This is a genomic window from Litoribrevibacter euphylliae (assembly GCF_042646085.1).
GTDB lineage: Bacteria > Pseudomonadota > Gammaproteobacteria > Pseudomonadales > Litoribrevibacteraceae > Litoribrevibacter > Litoribrevibacter euphylliae.
This window is the reverse complement of sequence record NZ_JBHRSZ010000007.1, coordinates 758,955-779,873: the sequence shown is the minus strand read 5'-3', so window position 1 is coordinate 779,873 and position 20,919 is coordinate 758,955. Positions and strand designations below refer to the sequence as shown.

At 47.3% G+C, this 20,919-nt stretch carries 17 protein-coding genes and 1 tRNA gene; 11 read left to right on the top strand and 7 right to left on the bottom strand.

The window, feature by feature from the left end; translation table 11 throughout:
* Positions 1–89: 89 nt before the first annotated feature.
* The 6 genes from ACFOEK_RS18665 to ACFOEK_RS18640 all read left to right on the top strand — a co-directional run bounded on the left by ACFOEK_RS18665 (position 90) and on the right by ACFOEK_RS18640 (position 9,634).
* Entirely contained in the window at positions 90–1,406 is a 1,317-nt protein-coding gene (locus ACFOEK_RS18665; protein ID WP_386722990.1) for a Na+/H+ antiporter NhaC family protein, read from the top strand.
* A gap of 189 nt (positions 1,407–1,595) precedes the next feature.
* Complete coding sequence (locus ACFOEK_RS18660) at positions 1,596–5,126, top strand: hypothetical protein (protein WP_386722989.1); 3,531 nt, start codon at positions 1,596–1,598, stop codon at positions 5,124–5,126.
* A gap of 171 nt (positions 5,127–5,297) precedes the next feature.
* On the top strand, positions 5,298–5,933 hold the full coding sequence (locus ACFOEK_RS18655; RefSeq protein ID WP_386722988.1) for a hypothetical protein: 636 nt from the start codon (positions 5,298–5,300) through the stop codon (positions 5,931–5,933).
* A 41-nt stretch (positions 5,934–5,974) separates the two neighbouring features.
* The gene (locus ACFOEK_RS18650; RefSeq protein WP_386722987.1) at positions 5,975–6,679 is read left to right on the top strand and encodes a hypothetical protein; all 705 of its coding nucleotides are present in this window, start codon (positions 5,975–5,977) and stop codon (positions 6,677–6,679) included.
* A 178-nt stretch (positions 6,680–6,857) separates the two neighbouring features.
* The gene (locus tag ACFOEK_RS18645) at positions 6,858–7,610 is read left to right on the top strand and encodes a GNAT family N-acetyltransferase (RefSeq protein ID WP_386722986.1); all 753 of its coding nucleotides are present in this window, start codon (positions 6,858–6,860) and stop codon (positions 7,608–7,610) included.
* 155 nt (positions 7,611–7,765) lie between these two features.
* The gene (locus ACFOEK_RS18640) at positions 7,766–9,634 is read left to right on the top strand and encodes a sensor domain-containing diguanylate cyclase (protein WP_386722985.1); all 1,869 of its coding nucleotides are present in this window, start codon (positions 7,766–7,768) and stop codon (positions 9,632–9,634) included.
* Positions 9,635–9,707: 73 nt separating this feature from the next.
* Here ACFOEK_RS18640 and ACFOEK_RS18635 read toward each other — a convergent pair whose 3' ends face one another.
* Together ACFOEK_RS18635 and ACFOEK_RS18630 are read right to left on the bottom strand one after the other, a co-directional pair.
* Positions 9,708–10,094, bottom strand: coding sequence for a hypothetical protein (locus tag ACFOEK_RS18635; RefSeq protein WP_386722984.1), 387 nt, complete (start codon positions 10,092–10,094; stop codon positions 9,708–9,710).
* 124 nt (positions 10,095–10,218) lie between these two features.
* Positions 10,219–10,295: transfer RNA gene (locus ACFOEK_RS18630), tRNA-Arg, on the bottom strand.
* Between the two features lie 201 nt (positions 10,296–10,496).
* On the opposite strand from ACFOEK_RS18630, the gene ACFOEK_RS18625 reads away from it, so the two are divergent.
* Positions 10,497–10,805, top strand: coding sequence for a DUF1244 domain-containing protein (locus ACFOEK_RS18625; RefSeq protein WP_449280227.1), 309 nt, complete (start codon positions 10,497–10,499; stop codon positions 10,803–10,805).
* Positions 10,806–10,863: 58 nt separating this feature from the next.
* Here ACFOEK_RS18625 and ACFOEK_RS18620 read toward each other — a convergent pair whose 3' ends face one another.
* Both ACFOEK_RS18620 and ilvA read right to left on the bottom strand, forming a co-directional pair.
* Positions 10,864–11,646 carry a substrate-binding periplasmic protein gene (locus ACFOEK_RS18620; RefSeq protein ID WP_386722983.1) on the bottom strand — a complete coding sequence of 261 codons (783 nt, stop codon included), beginning with the start codon at positions 11,644–11,646 and terminating at the stop codon, positions 10,864–10,866.
* Between the two features lie 62 nt (positions 11,647–11,708).
* Positions 11,709–13,220, bottom strand: coding sequence for a threonine ammonia-lyase, biosynthetic (gene ilvA / locus ACFOEK_RS18615; RefSeq protein ID WP_386722982.1), 1,512 nt, complete (start codon positions 13,218–13,220; stop codon positions 11,709–11,711).
* A gap of 212 nt (positions 13,221–13,432) precedes the next feature.
* Between ilvA and rpiA the strand changes: the two genes are divergently transcribed.
* Together rpiA and ACFOEK_RS18605 are read left to right on the top strand one after the other, a co-directional pair.
* Positions 13,433–14,110, top strand: a complete 678-nt coding sequence (rpiA, locus tag ACFOEK_RS18610; RefSeq protein WP_386722981.1) for a ribose-5-phosphate isomerase RpiA — start codon at positions 13,433–13,435, stop codon at positions 14,108–14,110.
* Entirely contained in the window at positions 14,110–14,337 is a 228-nt protein-coding gene (locus ACFOEK_RS18605; protein ID WP_386722980.1) for a hypothetical protein, read from the top strand. The genes rpiA and ACFOEK_RS18605 overlap by 1 nt, the downstream gene beginning before the upstream one ends.
* On the opposite strand, the gene ACFOEK_RS18600 is transcribed toward ACFOEK_RS18605, so the two are convergent.
* Positions 14,334–15,371, bottom strand: a complete 1,038-nt coding sequence (locus ACFOEK_RS18600) for an AraC family transcriptional regulator (protein ID WP_386722979.1) — start codon at positions 15,369–15,371, stop codon at positions 14,334–14,336. The genes ACFOEK_RS18605 and ACFOEK_RS18600 overlap by 4 nt on opposite strands.
* Before the next feature lie 9 nt (positions 15,372–15,380).
* A complete protein-coding gene (locus ACFOEK_RS18595; protein ID WP_386722978.1) occupies positions 15,381–16,355 on the bottom strand; it encodes a GGDEF domain-containing protein in 975 nt (324 codons plus the stop codon).
* A gap of 475 nt (positions 16,356–16,830) precedes the next feature.
* Between ACFOEK_RS18595 and ACFOEK_RS18590 the strand changes: the two genes are divergently transcribed.
* Together ACFOEK_RS18590 and ACFOEK_RS18585 are read left to right on the top strand one after the other, a co-directional pair.
* A complete protein-coding gene (locus ACFOEK_RS18590) occupies positions 16,831–18,939 on the top strand; it encodes a phytase (protein ID WP_386722977.1) in 2,109 nt (702 codons plus the stop codon).
* A 174-nt stretch (positions 18,940–19,113) separates the two neighbouring features.
* Positions 19,114–19,701: an HAD family hydrolase gene (locus ACFOEK_RS18585; RefSeq protein ID WP_386722976.1), complete on the top strand. Its 588-nt coding sequence runs from the start codon at positions 19,114–19,116 to the stop codon at positions 19,699–19,701.
* An 8-nt stretch (positions 19,702–19,709) separates the two neighbouring features.
* Here the strand turns inward: ACFOEK_RS18585 and ACFOEK_RS18580 are convergent, their stop codons facing one another.
* Positions 19,710–20,864, bottom strand: coding sequence for an alpha/beta fold hydrolase (locus ACFOEK_RS18580; protein WP_386723082.1), 1,155 nt, complete (start codon positions 20,862–20,864; stop codon positions 19,710–19,712).
* Positions 20,865–20,919: the final 55 nt, after the last annotated feature.

Genomic DNA, 20,919 nt, shown 5'->3' with positions numbered 1-20,919 from the left:
TAACAAAGGGCATGAGTTTATAACGAAACATTATTATCCAAACGGTCAAAATTCCTTAGAATACGCGGCTTTTCTACTGGAGTTCGATCATGACCAAAGGCTCTCCTTGGGCACTTCTGCCCATGCTTCTGTTTCTATCTCTGTTTATAGGCAGCGGTCTCTATTATCAAAACCAAGGAATCGAGTTTGCCTTTTATGAAATCTCCGCTCCAGTTGCAATTCTACCAGCCATAATACTGGCGTTATTGTTGGCAAAAGGCAGCATTAATGAACGCTTCGAACACTTTATTAAAGGCTGTAGCGATCAGACCTTAGTCACCATGCTACTGATATTTTTGCTAGCCGGCGGTTTTGCCAGCGTCGCTAAAGCCATTGGCGGTGTTGATGCAACGGTCAACTTTGGTCTTAGCGTGATTCCTTCTTCTTTGATCCTTCCCGGCTTGTTTGTCATGACAGCATTTATGGCCACCGCAATGGGTACCTCGATGGGCACCATCGCAGCGGTTGCACCGATCGCGGTGGGGTTAGCCGAAGTCACCGAATTACCCTTGGCATTAACCGTAGGGACAGTAATGGGTGGCGCCATGTTTGGTGATAACCTGTCGATTATTTCCGACACCACCATTGCCGCAACCCGAACGCAAGGGTGCTCAATGGCCGACAAGTTTCGACTGAACTTCAAGATCGCCCTTCCTGCTGCGCTGATCACCCTGGTTTGGCTGTTTATTCAAGGCAGTGAAATCAACAACGCACCGGTTGAAGATTACAAGCTCATCAACATCCTACCTTATGTGGCGGTATTAGTACTCGCAGTAGCAGGCTTAAATGTCTTGGCAGTGCTGCTGACAGGCATCGTATTAGCAGGTGTGGTTGGGCTTTCAATGATGCCGGAGTATCACATTACTCAATGGTCGAAGGACATTTATGCCGGTTATAGCAGCATGCAGGAAATCATCATTCTGTCCCTACTCATTGCTGGCTTGGGGGCACTGATGAAAGCCGGCGGTGGCTTAACCTGGATAGCCAACCAGATCGACAAACTGAGTCGCCGATCAGAACGTAACGACAATCATCAACGCGCAGGCGAAACCAGCATTGCACTGTCTGTCGCCCTATCCAATCTTTGTACCGCCAACAACACAGTGGCTATTCTGATTTCAGGCAGCTTGGCAAAAGATATAGCAGAACGTTATCAGGTCGACCCACGACGTAGTGCCAGCCTAATGGACATAGTTTCATGTGTTGTTCAAGGCATCATTCCTTGGGGCGCTCAAATGCTCTTAGCCGCCTCCATCGCAGGACTGTCACCATTGCAATTGATTGATTCCGTCGTGTACTGCTGGGCCTTAGCCGCATTGGCTGCTTTCTCAATCATCACTCGTTGGCCAAGCCTGAGACCTCAATAACAATCTTCGTGCTGATACCATTTCCTTCCTGACAAGGCTTCTCGTCCGAGAAGCCTGACATAACCTCTGAACTTACAGACTGTAACCATTTGCCTAAGCAGAAGACTCTGAGCAACTGCCAGGTTCTGATATCATACTTGACCTAATTTACAAACTATTAGTTATGGAAAGTAAAGTTAAGGACAACCCATGAAGCAGTTCGACAAGTCCATCCAAATCCCTGTTTTTATCGACCGCCCAGAATCCCTGCGTTCCGCGCTGCAACAGTACCAGCAACACCTGGCGACAGGCCGTGCCTTTAACAAAGGTCAATTCGATGTAGAGTTTGTTGTACAGGAAGAAAACTCGACTCGTCGCCTGCAGTTCCAGGACATCGAAAGTGAACACTGGCGAAAGCTTGCTTATAGTGCATATCAGCAAGGTCCAGAGTCCTGGACCTTTGAAGACGATGAAACCATCGCGGATGACGACGAACTGTATGTTTCGGAAGCCATCCTGTTTGCCATCGCACTGCAACACGAAACCGTTATCGGCGAGTTGGTGAACACCGCCGAAGCCATGGTCGCCTATGCCCGAAAATACAACGACACCAGCGCCATGTGGACTGACGACATGCGGGTGTACGGCACTGAAGCGTTATTTTTATTGGGCTGCTACGACAGTCAATACATCACGTTCTTGGCACAGTTTTTTATCCCCTACTGGGACGATGAGCACGCCGGTGGCTACAGGGATTACCTCGCCCATTTTGTGCACAAACACGGTTGGACACGCGATGTGATTAACGCCTATATCTGGTGTGACAACAGTGGCATACGTTTCCAGATGTATGGCAACGAATGGGAAAGTGACACTCACTATCAACCACTCGGCGAATTCTTAAAAGCCAACCCGGAAGAATACTCTTGGTTCAAACAAGCCTTAACTGAACGCCTACTGACCAGTCCGAAAATGCTGTACTGCGAAGACAGCGATTTTGATAACGCCGACCCGGTACTCGACTTTTATTTAACCCTGCTGCCCGAAGAAGGTGACCCGTTCAACGAAGAAGACCAGGAAGCACACCGCCAGCAGCATTTTATAACCGCCAGCCTGGAAGACGAGGCACTCGACTTACAACAACAGATCAAAGCACAAACCAACAAGCCGCTGGTGTGTTACGCGACGGGTAATTTTTATCAAGAAGAATACTGGGACAACGACACAACAGGTCAGCACCTGCGTAATGTGAAACCGCTAATTTTGGCGTTACCTCAGGGGGATACGGTCTGGCAACATATAATTGATGGCAGCCAGCCGGCAGCCGTTGAGGCCTTAACCGAAATCCCTCTGATAGAGCTGGCACAACGACACGCTCCGGCGTTTTATCAGCAACTCAGCGACGATCTGCTTGGCACTCATAATAATCAGAACATCGCCCCGGAACTTGGCCCATTACTGTATGAACTGCTGGATGAAATGTATTGTGATGATGAAGATGCCGAAGAACTGGCCGACATTATGCCATCCTCCAGTCTGCAACAACGTGGCGAACAGGTATTGCGTCTGCTGGATGTATTCTACCGCCTGTTGGGTCAACGTGAGTTGGGGAATTTTCTCCCTGTCCGTCTGATTGAGAATTATGAACTGCTGGATACACATGCCTATTTCAGTCGTTACAGCCAGGCATCTGCAGCGGATCAGGAAAAACAGATCAATGCCCTTTTATTGAATGACATCGGCGCCACGTTTTGCGACATGGACGAACTGCTGTGTTTTGAGAATTTAGAAGCAGCACGCGAGTTGTTCAGTGAACATCCGACACTGGCCAACCCGGCCAACTGGCCCAGAAAAGACGACGGCACCTTTGCCATCGGCCAATACGCTCAAATGGCGCTGTTATTACACGATGCCTATGAAAATAACGCCACCAATGCCAACAGCAAAAAATTAGCCGCTGAATTTGCATCGCCAACACCCTGGCAGGCGATGTTCGATTATCTTCGAGAGAGTCTCGATATTCTCGGTGAGGGAATTTTTGATCAACGAGGCATGACGGAACAACAGGTCGAACAACTGGCCGACTATTTCACCGCCGAAGAGCCACAGTTAACCCAGCCGCAGGTAATTGAGTTATTTGAGCAATATGCCCACCGCGAAGAAGTGGTGCGTGGACCTCTGAATATGAACCAGTTTAATCAGCAACAGATTGGCTACCATTTTTTAAGTGACCATGACGAGAATTATCAGCGTTGTTTATTAATTTGTTTCTGGCTGCTAAAGGCGCCCAAAGACTGTGCCTTTAAACAACAAGCCAAACGCCTGTGGCAACTGATGGTGGCGTTAGCGCCGGTACGGGTAACCCGTTTGGTATCCCAGGCCTACTCCACGAATGACTACCATGTTGAATTTGACGATGGCGCCGACGCTCTGGAGCACTATCGCCTCAGGATGCTGGATGCCGGTATCGATCGCGCTTATCTGCAGGCCTTTCAGGTAAGCCAGTGTCGTCTGAATAATTACGACGGTCCGGAAGAATACGAGGAATGGCTGGATAAATTTGCCCACATCGACAGTGACGACCAGTCGGTATTTGGCCCGCTTAAGCGCCGCGATGCTGAGGCCTTACATCATGGTCTGCGTTATATTAACGAAAGCACCAAAACCGAGTTTTACCGCCGTTTGTTATTGAAATACCCGCGTTTCAGCGAGCTGTATCAGCAAGAACTGAACACCGATCTGCCCCAAGCGCTGCTGCGCAGTATTCAGCTCAGTCTGAATACGATGCAATGGGAAGACTTCAACGCGACCTTAACAGACGAATTTAACACCGAGTTTGTCGAACTGAGTGATGAACGTCTGGCGCAGAAACCACATCAGGTCAGTGAACAGTTCCGGACTCTGAACAACCTGGCACCGCTGGACATCGACTGGCAAAATTTGTGGCTATTACAAGACCGAGGCGATCACTGGGAAATTATTGGTGGTTCAGAAAAACCGGCCAAAGCATTAAACCAGATTGGCGGCTTTGTGTTGCTGATTAACAGTGACGTTAACGGCGAACAGCTGATGCAACGTTGTTTCGAGCTAACCGACCGTGATTTCCGCAGCCAGCAACTGCTGGATCAGATTATGAGTTACTTGCAGGGGGACGCCGATTATCAGACGACTCTGACAATGAGCAAACAATATCTGCATGGCGAATACCTGAAAGTGCAGGCGCCCGATTATCGTCTCAATGGTCTGGATACTCTGATTTGGTTATTGGACGACACCCGCCGTGATCGCCTAACGAAACTACTGCTCAACGTGAATTATCGTGGCTTTAAACTGTTTGAGCGTAACCTGGTAAATCGCCTTCTTGATCAACAGGTTCTTCAGGGCAGCATGTCGTTACAGAAACGTCTGGAGCAGGACGATGATGACGATGCGTATGAAGAACAGGCCACCGCGCAATTTCTGATGTGGATACATGAATTAGGCGTGAATTATGAACACATCCTATTGTATTGCGTGAAACATAATCACCTTCAGGCTTGCCAGCTTTGGGTGGTCGCTTTGACACAAACCAATGAGCTGAAAAAAGTCGCCAAATTCCTGCGCGCCGATAATCGAGCCATCCTGATGGAAATACTGGCAGAATATCCGGACGCTCGTCCGTACCTGGCCAACTTTGCCAAGGATAAATCTCGTGCCGTGCGGGATGTGGTGACGAAATACTTAGGGGAAACGTTGAGCTAGCAAAAAATACATACGCTGCTTAATACCTAACAAGCATCTAAGGAGCCTTCAGCCCGAAGACGTAAACATACGTCGAACGGCTGAAGGCCTTAGTCCCCGCTTCACGGACCTAAGAAATTGCCATGCGGCCATGCTTGAATAAATCGCCAAAGACCATCCCAGAGTTCATCAATGAGAAAAATTGCACGACTTTCCCTGATTACACTTTCCCTAGCTTTTATGCTCGGTTGCAATACAACGCAAATAACACCACAAACACAGCCTGATGACAGTAAGGCCAACCGCCTGTTTGTTGAGGCGAGCTTGTATCAACATACCGGGGAATTTGATAAACAATACGATCTATTGCAAACCATCATCAAAAATTACCCCGGAAGCAACGCCAGCGTTGTCAGTTCGTTAGAAATCAGTGAACTCAAAGACAAAGTGTTCAATGGTGGCATTAAAAAAGACAGCGATACGTATCCGCAATCGACTTATCAGGACTTACTCCGATCATTGATCAAAGTATTTAAAAATAAAGACGCTCAATATCTGGTGCATCACCTGAGTCCGCTTGCACATTCTCCTGATGCAGAAGTTGATCCGGATATCATCGAAACCATGCAAAAACTGTTGGATTCGAATGACTCTAAAATTATCAACATCATCGACAACTTACATCAGCTGTTAGACAACGATGCAACACTAGAGTATGTGAAGGGAGGCAGTAAAGGTACTGCTTTGCTATACGAACTGAACTGGCAAGACATTCGTGGACTTAAACTGATCAAAGCAGACAATAATTACTATTGGTATTTTAAGTAATGAAAAGGGTAACAAGAGTAATGAGAAAGGTGCCTGAGAGAATGACCAAGCCAAGCCGCTTAACCAACCAGCTATTGAATACATTGCTGTTACTATTCGCCTTAAATTATACAAACTTAAGCCATGCGACGAGTGATACACACGAAGCCAACCTTGAATTTGTTACCGCAAAACAGCTGGAAGACAGCATCCAGTTAAATAAGGCGTATGACAAATATCAACACATCGCTGAGCAATACCAGCCATCGACCATCGCACTATTGAGTAGCAAGCAGCTTGATGATCTGAAGAGCCAAGTCTTTAGAAATGGGATAAAAGTGGATCATGACAAATACCCTCAAGACAGCCAGCTTGCTTTAGCAAAATCTGTGGTAAAGGCACTGTCGAGTCACGACTTTTCGTACTTTCTTGCGCATTTGGCCATTCCAAAAGATGAAGCACTTTTTTTTGCAGGCTTGGATGAAAATGAATACAAAAGCCTCAGCAATCAACTTACAGAGATGAAGCCGGCTCACCGAGAGCGCTTAATCAAGGACTACAAGGCGATCGTTGCAAGTTTAGAAAATGCGATCAAGACTTCGAGCGCCAACCAAGAGAATCACTTAAAGAACAGCCCATTCAGGCTAACAATCAACGACTGTCTTATCATCCACTCCACTAGTACTTGTTATAACTACAGAAATGATCGAGGAACTCGCTATATCATATTAGAGCAAGCGGGCCGATATTATTTTTCTGGGATTTAGTATCGAAAACCGTCTCCATTTGCTAAGGATAAATCCCGTACAATGCGGGATTTTGTCGACCCAGAGCTGTAACCTTCTGCATAAGCGTAGGGAACCTCAAACCCAAGCATTCGCATTCTTTTTGACAAACATCTACACTCTTTAGATTTACAATTTTACTTGGTAAATCAATCAGTTCATGAATACAACAATAACGACAACAACGACTCACGCCTCCGATCTCACTACCAACAAATACGGGCAAACCCTTGGTGAACCGATGGGACATTGGACACCTCCTAGCTCCCCCACCGAGATTCCAACCACTGGCCGTTTTTGCCGACTCGAACGACTGAATCCAAAACTTCATGGCCAGGCACTGTATCAGGCAAATGCAGAAGATATTACCCCTGAAAGCTGGACCTATCTTCCTTATGGTCCGTTTCGTGATTTTTCTGAATACCAGGATTGGTTGTCTGAACAGATCCAGCAGCCGGATCAAAAATTCTACGCCATCATTGACCTCAAATCCGGTAAAGCGGTTGGTCTGGCGGCCTATCTTCGGATCATGCCTTCGGCCGGTTCCGTTGAAGTCGGGCACCTGAAATTTTCCCCAAGAATGCAACGTACCCCCCTGTCCACCGAAGCCATGTATTTGATGATGCAACACGCCTTCGCCTTAGGCTACCGACGTTATGAGTGGAAGTGCAACGATTTCAACGAGCCCTCAAAACGTGCCGCGCTGCGTTTAGGTTTTCAGTTTGAAGGGGTGTTTCGACAAGCTCAGGTGGTTAAAGGTCATAACCGTGATACCGCCTGGTTTTCTGTGATTGATAAAGAATGGCCGCAGTTGGAAATGGCATTTCAACAATGGCTAAGCCCACAAAACTTTGACGACGAAGGCGAACAAGTAGAACGCTTGGTGGATATTCGCCAATCGCTGGAACCATAACCCGATAATTCATAAACCGCCGCTGGTTCGTACTCTTTATTCTGACCTGTAACCACAGAGAAACTTATCTTATTGTCGTACGTTTGCAGGTCAATCTATAGCCAACTAGGCTATGATAGACGGAACAAAAATAACAATAACTTGAGGCTTCGGCTATGCAGCGCATGATATGGATCGTTTCACTGCTGGTTTTACTCTGCTCATCACAGTTACACGCAAAAGATTATCTATCCTTAAACGAAAACCAACGACGTTTGAGCCTCGAAGATGCGGTCTATTTTATAGAAGACCCGAATCATCAGATCACCTTCACCGCTCTGCAATCCACACCTCACGATCAATGGCAGAAGAATCAAGGTAATCAAGTGAATTTTGGTTATTCTGACTCCAGTTATTGGCTGAAGTTTTCTCTGCGTAATGAAGACGCTATGGCCTTCGAACGCGTCCTTGAAATAGGCTATGCCGTCTTGGATCACATCGACGTCTATCTGGTGAGAAACGGTACCTATACCGACCACTTTATTCTTGGGGATAAAATTCCTTTTTATGAACGCTTGGTACAAAACCGAAATTTCCTGATCCCGATGCGTTTCGAAGTGAACGAACAAATCGACGTCTACCTCAAGCTCAAAACCACCAGCTCAGTGCAAGCGCCACTGGATCTATGGAACCCCATTGACTTTCACCAGGTAGATCAATCACGCGTCATCTTCCAAGGCATCTACTTCGGGATTGCCTTAGTGATGATTCTCTATAATCTGTTCGTCTATCTTGCGGTCAGTGAAAAAACCTATCTGCACTACGTGGCTTACATCAGCTGCATGCCGCTGTTTTTGGCGTCACTCAATGGTCTCAGCTTCCAATATCTCTGGCCCACAGCCACTTGGTGGAACGATCAGTCGATTGTGTTCTTCCTGAATGGAGTCGTGGTCTTCGGCACCTTCTTCTCACTGCGTTTCTTATCGCTGAAACCGGAAACGCATTTCTGGATCAACCGTTCACTGCAAGCGGTCGCCTGGTTTGCGGCCATCCTGATGGTTTGCTCTTTATTATTTACCTACCAAACCATGATTCGTCCAACCATTTATGTAGCGGTATCGGCCTGTGTCGCACTTTTAATGGCAGGCGTCTATCGATGTATTCAAGGCGATGTCTCTGCCCGTTATTTTACGGTGGCATGGACCGCGATGCTTTCAGGCGGCATTGTGTTGGCGCTCAATAAATTCACCCTGCTGCCACAGAATGTGATTACTGAAAGTGCCACTCAAATTGGTTCGGCATTGGAAATCATTCTGCTGTCCATTGCCTTGGCGGATCGCCTCAACCAAGAAAAGCGCAAAGCCTTCAGCGCCCAATTAGAAGCGTTAGAACACGAACGAGAAGCGCGGAAAGCGCAAGAAGAAACACTGAAAATTCAAAAAGAAGCCAACGTGATGTTGGAACAACGTGTCAACGAGCGTACTTCTGAGTTGGCAGAACTGAACCAAAAATTACTCGAGCTGAACTCGAAAGATGCCTTAACTGGGCTCAAAAACCGAGGCTTTTTCGACGAAAAGTTTCAACACTACTACACCACCGCTTACCGCCTGCAACAGCCATTATCACTACTGATTATCGATATTGATCACTTTAAACTATTCAATGATAACCACGGACACCTAGTCGGCGATGAATGCTTAGTGATGGTCGCCAATACCATCAAACAAGTGATCTCAAGACCGGAAGACATTACCTGTCGTTATGGTGGCGAAGAGTTTGTAATACTACTGCCGGATACAGGCGAACAAGGTGCTTATCAAGTGGCAGAAAAGATTCGACAGAAAATCGCGGATACGCCCTTCCAAATTGCTACGGAGCAACTGCAAGTCACCGTCAGCGTCGGGCTGAACTCATTAGTCCCGTACTCTTCTGAACACCGAACCAAGATGTTTGATCACGCCGATGAAGCACTCTATTCAGCAAAAGATGCCGGCCGTAATCAAGTCATTGCCTACGAACCTAAAAGCAAGCTCCACCAAGTGTAGGTGGAGCACCCAACGGGTTTTCTAGCGCCCGCTGCTAGTGCGAACTTCTAGGGCGAACTTGTTCAGAGGCTCCCTATACTTGGTAGCTGGTGCGGGCACCACGCCACACTGTATGAGCTAAGGTCTCAAGACGACGCCCCAGCATCACAGCAAAGACCACATAGGCTGAGCTGACCAGTACTCGTGCCGGCTCAAAAGTGAGATACAACCAAGCAGATAAGAACGCAAAGCTAACCGCAACAAAACCAAACAACAGCTTAGCCACTGCTCTGTCTTGCAACACCGCTTTCATCACAGGGTTACGCATATACCAAACAAATAACAAAAGCATCAGCATCGGATACACCAACAAATGCGTCATTGCGCTCGCAACCACAGGCAAATACAAGGACATAAGACATTTATGCCAAAGCTTATTCGACTGTGCTGGACTTAGCTGGAAGGTATCTGCTGCTTTCATTTCTGGGTAACTGCTCGTGCCTGAGGTTAAAAAGGCGCCAATACTATCAGAATGAAATCATTTGAAAAGAAATTGATCAAAAAATCAGCTAAAAGGAAAAACAAAAGAAGAACTCTGAAGAAAATGGCACACCCGGCGCGATTCGAACGCGCGGCCTTCGCCTCCGGAGGGCGACGCTCTATCCAGCTGAGCTACGGGTGCATCCTTGAAGAACGAAATGTTCTCAGAAAGGAAGGCGGAATTCTAACTGTCTCAACCAGTGTCGTCTAGCTTTCTGCTTATATTTACTCGAACCTTTCTCAGATTAATGCGACCCTTTTATACTTACAGAAACTCTGAGCGAGTATTTGAAAGCTTCTAAGAATCCATCTAGACAAATTTAATTCACATAAGGGTAGCAACATGACTTCACCAGAACTGACTCAAGAACAACAGGACAAGTTGGATGCAGCGGCATTCAGACGTTTATTAGCCCATCTTGATAATCGCAAAGACGTTCAGAATATTGAGTTAATGATCCTGGCTGGTTTCTGCCGCAACTGCTTTTCGAAATGGTATAAAGCTGCAGCCGATGATTTAGGGGTTGAACTAACGGATGATCAGGCACGTGAACGCATTTACGGTATGCCTTACAGCGAATGGAAGGAAAAGCATCAACAACCAGCAACCGAAGAACAAATGGCAGCCTTTAACGCGCTACAAAAGAAGTAAATCAATCGGTTTGAATTAAGGGACTTGTACAGAGGTTCCTTAACTAAATTTAATCAGGCTATTGAAAGCGGTTGTTGATGGCATCATAACGACCGCTTTCTCTTATGGCAGAAAGACCACGGTTAAAACGCTCTATCAGTTTCTGGCCTTGTTCGTTTTTTGGGGTAATCAAGAAAAGCGGATGACTTGAAACTCGTTTAGGATGAATCACCACTTCATCGAACTGATCGGGAGCCAGCTGGCGTAACAACTCAGTACCGACAACTTTCGATGCAGGAAAGGCATCGATTCGGCCTGCTAACAATAAATAAATAAGCTGCTTTTCATCTGCTACGCGATCGAGCTTTAGTACACCCGCTTTTTCAGCTTCGACGAACTCGTTGGAATACGCATAATCGAGCACACCACCAATCCGATAGGCCTTAAGGTCTTCAATGACCGTCCAATCAAACGGATACCCCTTACGATAGAAAAACACATTACCCGTGTCATAAACTGGATCACTGAATGCATACGTCTCAAGCCGTTCATCCGTTTTGCGCCACGCATAACTGGCATCAATATTACCTTCGTTCAAGTTTTCCATGGTACGAGACCAAGGCCAAAAACGCAGAATAGGGGTAATCCCCTCATGCTCGAAACTTTCGACTACAATCTGAGAAATCGGCCCAAAGCCATCCTCTTCTGGGCTAATTAAAGGCGGCCAATCCCCTGTTCCCAAGTGAACATGGTCACTCTTTTTCGGATCGGCATAGCCTGGAGAGCACAACATAGAAACGCCAGCCAGTATAAGTACCAGCTGACAAAAAGGGTTTTTAAGACGGGCAAAACGTAAATGCATGCTAATTCCAAAAACGTGCTTTAGTACATAAACAGTTCTTTGAAATCAGCACCTTATAGTATTTATTTCAAGAACAATTGATAAGCAGGATTATCCGTTTCTTCCCAATAACGATAGCCCAATTTATCCATATATTCTCGTAAAAGTCCACGCTCATCCTCGGGCACTTGCAAACCAGCCAACACACGGCCATACGCAGCACCATGGTTGCGATAATGGAACATCGAGATATTCCACTTGTGACCTAACTGATTCAAGAAACGCATCAAAGCGCCAGGGCGTTCCGGGAACTCAAAACGATACACGACTTCATCATTAACGTTATCAGCACGCCCACCGACCATGTAGCGAACGTGTACTTTCGCCATTTCATTTTCGGTTAAGTCCATCACCAAATAATCTTCACTATTCAGCACGTCTACCACGGAATGACGATCATTCTGATCAGCTAACTGAATGCCCGCAAAGATCTGCGCTTGATCGTTGTCTGAATAGCGATAGTTGAATTCAGTAATGTTGCGTTTGCCCAACAGCTCGCAGAACTTTCTGAACGCACCAGGACGCTCGGGAATAGTCACTGCAAACAAGGCTTCGCGCTTTTCACCTATTTCAGCTCGTTCCGCTACATGACGCAGGCGGTCAAAATTGGTATTCGCACCACTGACAATGGCCGCCAGATTTTTGTTCTCAACGTCTTCCCGCTCAACGTATTTTTTAAGACCTGCCACACCCAAGGCACCCGCCGGTTCAGAGATTGCACGGGTATCACTGAAGATATCTTTCATGGCGGCACAGATTTCATCGGTAGAAACCGTGATCACTTCATCCACATAATCGCGGGCGACTTTCCAGGTATTTTCCCCGATTTGCGCCACAGCAACACCGTCAGCAAAGATGCCAACTTGATCAAGAATCACACGTTCATCCGCTTTCATCGCTTCGTAGAGACACGCGGATTCGTTGGATTCCACACCAATGACTTTAATGTCTGGTCTGAGGTACTTGATATAAGCCGCAATACCGGCAATTAAACCACCACCGCCGACAGGTACAAACACCGCATCAAGATCGCCTTTGGTCTGGTGCAATAGCTCCATACCAATGGTGCCCTGACCCGCGATAACGTCTTCGTCGTCATACGGATGGATATAGACATAGCCTTTTTCTTCCACCAGCTTTTGGCTATACGCAAAGGCTTCATCGAAAGTATCCCCCTTAAGGATTGCTTCCGCGCCTCGCGCTCGAACCGCTTTCACTTTAATGTCTGGCGTAGTGTTCGGCATCACGATGGTACAAGGTAAGCCCAATTGTTGAGCCACCAACGCCAAACCTTGCGCATGGTTGCCGGCTGATGCAGCCACGACACCGCGCTTACGTTCTTCTTCGGGAAGCTGCATTACTTTATTGCAGGCACCACGAAGCTTGAAAGAATACACTGGCTGGAGATCTTCACGCTTCAAAATAATATTGTTACCCAAACGCTCTGAAAGAAAACCAGCGTGATCAATTGGCGATTCAATCGCCACATCGTATACACGCGCCGTCAGGATTCGTTTGATGTATTGCTGAAGCATGATATTACCTTATCAATGACTAGAAATGAGTTGCTCTTCAGAGCACGATTTTGGGAACCCGCTAGCATAACCTGTTTGATCCACCCTGTTAAGCAATCCGCCGTGTCGAGAGGTCATTCAATAAGCAAAGAAGGTCAGGAGATCTCTATAAAAGTCTGCTACCGTTTGATATGATTCGCGCCAATTCTTTTACCCACTTCGGAACCGGAAACATGACACAAGACGAACTCAAACAAGCCGTTGCACAAGCCGCTTTGGAATACATTCTTCCTAAGCTGGATAAAGACAGCGTAATCGGTATTGGTACAGGTTCCACTGCCAATTTTTTTATCGATGCACTGGCCGAGCATAAAGACTTGTTTGATGGCGCGGTTTCCAGCTCCAAAGCGACTGAAGATCGCCTGAAAGATCATGGCATTCCTGTTTATGATTTGAACTCCGTTGGCTCGTTCGAGTTTTACATCGACGGTGCGGATGAAACCAATGAGCGTCTTGAATTGATTAAAGGCGGCGGCGCAGCACTGACACGCGAGAAAATCGTGGCGGCCTGCGCCAAAGAGTTCATTTGCATCGCCGACGAAAGCAAAATGGTACCGATGCTTGGGCAATTCCCATTACCGGTCGAAGTAATCCCAATGGCTCGTAGTTTTGTCGCGCGTGAAATCGTAAAGCTGGGCGGTGACCCGGTTTACCGTGAAGGTGTCATCACCGACAACGGTGGGGTAATTTTGGACGTTCACAACTTAAAAATTGCCTCGCCAATGGAACTGGAAGAAAAGATCAATCAAATCACGGGCGTGATTACTAACGGCCTGTTCGCTTTGCGACCAGCCGATGTACTGATGCTTGGCACCAGCACGGGCGTAAACACGCTCAAGGCTTCAGTTTAATGACGAACCCTCTTCGCAAACTCGTGAGTTATCTGCCGGGCACCAAAGCCTGGCAGAAACGCAAAAAGCTGCAAGAGCTGCGCATACTGCTCAAAGCGCAAGGTCAGGACGTTTCCAACCTCAACGATGACCAGTTGGAATATGTCGCGATGGAAGTTCGTCGACAAGTCAAAGAGTCCGAGTCCAGCCAAGAGCAACAGCAGCCCGACGACAAAACATTGCACTAACCGATCGAGCGTGATCGTTCCCATCGCCTTAAAAATCGACGAAAGTTACTGACATCGTAAAAACTTAACTGCCCGGCGATTTCATCATCACTGAGTCGATGATGACGTTTAAGAAAATAGCTCTCTTCCCAACGTACCTGATTCCATAGCATTTGATAACTGGTGTTATGCTGTTTGAGTTTGCGCTTTAACGTCGCCGTACTGACACCAAGTTCATCGGCAAACGCTTCCAGTTTTGGCACCTCAATCAGGGAGGTCCTCATCCTGGCTTTCATCAACAAAATTAAACTGTCGAGCTTCGTTTTCCCCTCCAATGCACGCTCTGCCATAGTAAAAACACTGGCAGACGCCATCGAACGAGACACCCCCATGTTCTTTTGCGAAATCGCCAGGTAGGTTATGGGCTGGTGATAGCGAACATCGATATCGGTGTTTCCGAGATAAAAGCGATGCCAACTCGGTTTGTTATATGAGAACGAAGCTTGCCAAGGTAAGGCCTGTTGAAAACTCCAATTAAGAAAGGTCATTAACGCACTGTACACAGTTTCCGCCAAAAACACGTACAAGTCGGTGTTGGACTGTGCGACACCATACGCATCGTCCAGCACAATAAAACAGGCGTTGTCCGTACGTCTTATTCTCGGCGCCAGCAAAGGAAAGTGACACCACCACAGTAGGCAAATGGCCTCTAACGCATGACCTAGCGTCGGCGCATGCATGAGCAAATTGCTGGACGTTTCCAGCACGCCTGGCAAAAGACGTTGAGCGATAGCAAAGCTCAAGGTCGGGTCTTCTTTACGAAGATTATCCAGCAAACGCGCAACCTGATTCGGCGAAACCTGACAGTCCGGCCTCAACACATCCTCACAGAACAGCCCGGTTCGACGCAGTAAATAATGCGCTTTGGGATTCTGAGACCAAGACCCCAGATCTTCCCCCAAGACCACCTCCAACGCTGAAAACACATACCCGGTCGGACTCAACACCTTGTGATGCCCTTCGGTCCAACACGGAAGATTCAATTTAGCCATCATGGCAAACCATTAACAGCCCAGTTGTTCACAGGCATGAGTGGACGCATCATTAAACGGCGTAAGGTTCTGTCGTGCTCGTTCAACCCAATGCTCTGATGTCTCCTTAGTTAATGATTCTCTACTTAATGAATCACCACAGTTTGAGATGCCAAATGACACCGAAAGCGCATATTGATCCCGATAAACTCGATCGCAATAACTGGCGAGCAACCAGCCAATACTCTGTTGGAGACGCAGAACACTTACGTTATCCAGCTGCGTCAACAAGATTACGAAACAACCCGGCGTATAGCGACACATCATGTCCTGAGCTCTAAGATGAAGTAACAGCAACTCAACAAACGAGTTCGCGAGCTGATCCGATTCAGAACGGCCCCGTTGATACGTCACATCGTGAAAATTATCGAGCTGAACCATCATCAAGATTTGGTCATCACAGTTCGGGTCAATCTTTGCTATAAAGGCATCGTATTCCGGCAATGCTAAGCCACTATCCCAGGTCGTTGGCTCTTGCGAAATGCGAGAAACCACTCCACGTCGCTCCATGAAAGATTGAATGCGGTGTTGTTCTGTCCGCCAAAACCACAGCGCAGCCGTCAGAATCAGCAAGCCAACAGGCATGGATTCCAACCAACTGTCCCACACGACGCCATCCGATAACTGATAGAGTTCATCTATAAGATCCTGAAAATTGGAGATAAAAATGCCCAACAATCCCAAAGCAAAGAGAGTAGTCACACGTCCAGGTGACCGAATGGAAAGAACAATCAGCAACCACACCAAAATAAACAGTGCAGTGGCACCTTCACCAAACATATCGATCCAATCGAGTTCTGTTACAGGCTTTAGTTCACCACTTGCGGCATTCATCCCCAATTGACTGATCACAACCATTATCACCACAACCAGCCACAAGCGATGCGGTTTCAACCCCTGCCATACATCATGCACGTAATAACGAATTCGGTAATACAGATCCCACATCACAACCCCCTTTAGAGCACCCTAAGAAATACACTGAACGCCTGGTGTCATCAAAACGAAACACTGGCAGTTGTACTGGTTGGATATGACAGTTTGGTGATAACGAAGTGTAAAAAAGTCCCATCAGCTCACGCCACTTTTGAATACTGTAAGTCATTGAAGAGGTTTTTCTTGGGCTCTCGATTAAAAAGCACGTCAAATGGGCGCATTCAACACGAATTTCCGTTTTGATCGCGGTTTCTTGGCATGAGATTTAGTCCCGCGAGCTCATATTTTCACACCTCTTCTGCTATTTAGACGTGATTCCCTGCGTTTCCAAATGACCGCCCCAAAAGTGTCATAACTCTGCAATCTCGCCTTTCTAGTGTGCCCTGGCGCTGTGTAACCAAATACCTTATCAACAGCGAATAAAGATATGCCTTTGAACATGAGGCATCACAGAAATGAATAACAGAAGCATGACTAGGAACACCCAATGAATAAAACTTCTATCACCCTGATTGCAGTAACCGCGCTACTCAGCGGTTGTAGCGACAACGACAATAGCTCTTCATCTACCCCATCCGACGACAATGCCCAAGTAGCCAGCCTTCAAACCCAAACGGTTACTAATCAAAGCTACGAAGACATTGCCGATGCAGCCGTTTGGCACGACCCGACAGACGCAAGTAAACATTTCCTTATCGCGACGTTAGAAGAAGACGGCCTGGCTGTATTTGATCAAAACGGAACACAACTCTTTCACGACGATTCTCGTGAAGTGTTAGGCGCAGATATCCGCTACAACATCGAAGACAATCTGGGGAACAACATCGACGTATTAGCAGTTGGTTTACCCGATGACGGCGGTTTTGCTTTTTATAGCATCGAAAACGACACAACGGCTCCCCTAGTTGATCTAGGTACGCTGAATGTCGACGTCGAAGCCGAATCCCTTTGTCTTTATAAGAATGTCACCACTGGTGCACTTAGCCTCACTGGCGTCACCGAAGATGGCGATGCCATTCAGTACAAGCTCACTTACGACGGTACTCAAATCGTCAGCACTATTGAAGATAACCTGGGCGATCCTCTCGCTGTCCGTAACTTCAATGTGGGTGGAGAACTGAGCGCCTGTGTCATTGACGATCAAACCGCCACCCTCTACATCGCGGAACAAGATTTAGGTATCTGGGCATACGGCGCCGACCCGGAAAACGTCAAAGATCGCCATTTAGTCGACAGCGTTGATCCTCTGGGTCGATTAGAAGAAGTGGAAGGCCTGGATCTGATATACCAAGAAAATGGTGGCTACCTAGTCGTCGCTGACGAAGGGCAAGGTTTCTTACTCTATGACCGTTTAGATGAGAATGAATACGCCGGTCAATTCTTGCCGGAATCCCTTGAAGAAGCCAAAGCGCTTGCTGTCGCATACGATGGTTTATGGCTGGCCAACACCGAAGCCGATGAGCCGGTCTACGAAAAGCTTCCATTCACCGAGCTAAATACCTACGCCATGGCTTCCAGTGAAACCAATATTAACGTCAATAATCTACTCACCCATCGTGAGCTGACCTTTCAAGGCATCGCCTTGGTAGCCTCCAAAGGTGAAACCCAGGAAGTGGACGACGATGGTGATGCCGCCGATGACCCGGCATTCTGGCTGCACCCAACCGATCCGAGTCAGAGCCTGATCATCGCCACCAATAAACAAGGCGGTTTGATGGCGTACGATCTCGATGGTAACGAACTTCAATATCTAGAAGGTGGCAAACCAAATAACGTCGATATTCGCGCTAACGTGACTGACTGGGATGGCACAACGTTCGCTCTGGCCGCCGCGTCTAACCGCGAACTCAACACCATTGCGCTTTATTCAATTAATGAAGCCACAGGCGGACAAGATCCCATTCAACCATTAACCGCTGTTGGTGATAACGTCCATCAAGATGCACCAGAACTGATTTCGAACGTCGATGAGGTCTATGGCCTGTGTATGTATCAAGCGGTCGACGGTACGCCTTATGTATTTGTGAATGGCAAGAACGGTGTCACCGAGCAATGGCAACTGACTCTCACCAACGCAGGCGTCGAGGGTGAAATCGTAAGAACGCTGACTGTCGAATCACAACCGGAAGGCTGCGTTGCGGACGATCAAACCGGTCTGCTGTTTATAGGTGAAGAAGACGAAGCCATTTGGCAATTCGAAGCCGATGCTAATGCATCGACTGAAGCCACTCTTTTCGCAGCGATCGATGGAGAATTACTGGTAGCCGATGTGGAAGGCCTGACCATTTACGACAATGGCAACGACAAATACCTGATTGCGTCCAGCCAAGGGAATAACACCTACGTGATTTACGATCTCAATAACAACAATCAAGTCATCGGCAACTTCGCCATCATTGGAAACGACACTGAAGGCCTCGACGGAGCCAGCGATACCGATGGCATTCACGCCGTTGCTGCCAACTTGGGTGCAGATTACCCGGAGGGTATCTTCATTGCTCAGGATTGGTACAACATCGATGACAGCTATGCACTGGAGAATCAGAATTTCAAACTGGTCAGCTGGAAAGACATCATCGAAAGCGTCCAGAACTAAAATAAGTCCTGAGAATCATACCTGTTTGCTATTGAGGTCAGCATTATCTGGCCTCTCTCACTTTTTCTAACAACCTCAATATATCGTGCGAAAAACATAGCGACATGGGTCATGCCAAAGCGCTACCATGGAGTCTCATTACTAGATATTCGATTCACATCGGAGCATTCTGCCATGACAACACACCCGGTTCTCGGCGTAATTTTTGATCTCGACGGTACATTGGTTCATTCTTCACTAGACTTCCGGGCCTTGGATTCTGCCGTTAACTGTCCGCCGCACACCGATTTATTGGCACACGTCTCAGCGCAACCGGAACCGCTCAGAAGCGAATTCTTACAACTGATTGAAGATCATGAAATGCAGGATGCGGAAGAAGCAGACTGGATCAAGGGTGCCGAAGCCTTCGTCAAGCGTGTGCAAGCGCAAGGTTTACCGATGGCTATCGTCACCCGCAACTTTTCCAAAGCTGCGCAGCTAAAAATTTCCAACAACCAAATCCCAATTGAGCTGGTCATCACCCGAGAAGATGCCCCTGCTAAGCCAGACCCTACAGCGTTACTCGAGATTGCAGAGCAATGGCAGCTGGAACCTCAGCACCTGATTTATGTCGGTGATTATCTTTATGATGTGCAAGCCGCAGCCAATGCTGGAATGCGTTCTTGCCTGTATGTGGAAGGCAGTCTGCCACACTACTCAGAGCAGGCAGACATCGTGTTTTCATGTTTTGAAGAGTTACATACACAGCTATTTACAGACTGAATTAATCGTCAATCACTCCGCTCATCCAGCCAGTCAGCACTCATCGCCCAAGCGTATTGAGAGGCGCTGGAACCACCAAACACCCCGGCATGACCGCCCGGTACCACATAGAAAGATTTATCCTGACTGCCCACTACATCTAACAAATGACGTGCGGCTCGGATACCAACAATTTTGTCATTATCGCCTGCGAACGACATCAAATTGGCTTTGATGTCACTGAAACTGGCGGTCCCGCCGTTAATTCGAACCCGACCTTCAGCAAACTGATTTCCCACCGCCAATTTACTGATAATTTCCTGAATCATACCGCCCGGGTAATCCGCCATATCTTCAAACCAGTTCGACATAGTGGTGTGTTCAGAAAGCGCTTCGCGGTCGCTGAGTGCCGTTAGCAAGTCCCAATAACTGGCCAAACTCCCCAACGGGTTGGTCAGTTTGAAAGACAAGGCGACAAGTCGTCCCGGTACATGCAAATGCTCTGGACGAACCATTGATTTCAGTGGCGTGTTATTTACTCTCGCTAACACTTTTGAGGCGTGATGCATAACATTTAACAGTTGCCCCGCCGGACCGACTTGTCGAACATCAATCGGGCTGGCAACGGTCACCAAATTCCTAAGATGCTCATTCTTGGACCACGCCGCATACAGCAAACAGAACAGCCCGCCCATGCAGTATCCAAAAAGGCTGAATTGGTTCTGTCCGGTCAGCTGTTGCACTGTCTCAATCGCTTCAGGCATCCAATCAGTTACATAATCTTCGAAGGTTAAGCCCGCATGACTACGATCCGGATCGCCCCAATCAATCAGATAACAATCGTAACCGCGCGCCAAATAATAACGAACCAAACTGCGCGTCGGCATTAAATCAAAAATCTGAGCAGTAGCCCCTAACGGCGGCACAAAAATAATGGGTGTCTTTTTACGTTCAGAACTAACTTCAACTTTCTCTCCATCCACTTCAATCGAGGTTTCTTTTAACGGATGGTAACGCTTCAACGACATTAGACCTTTCTCACAAACGACGTCATACGCACTTTTGTCAGAAAGAATCAGGTTATCTTTATAGAGCATTCGTTCGGCAGCATTGTTGGCAATAATGAAACCCTTATTTATCCACTTCTGAGACGTTGCCTTACCCAGACGAATCAACCCATTCATATTCAACACACACCACTCCAAACTACGTCTATGTTTGATTTGTTCACTTCACCAC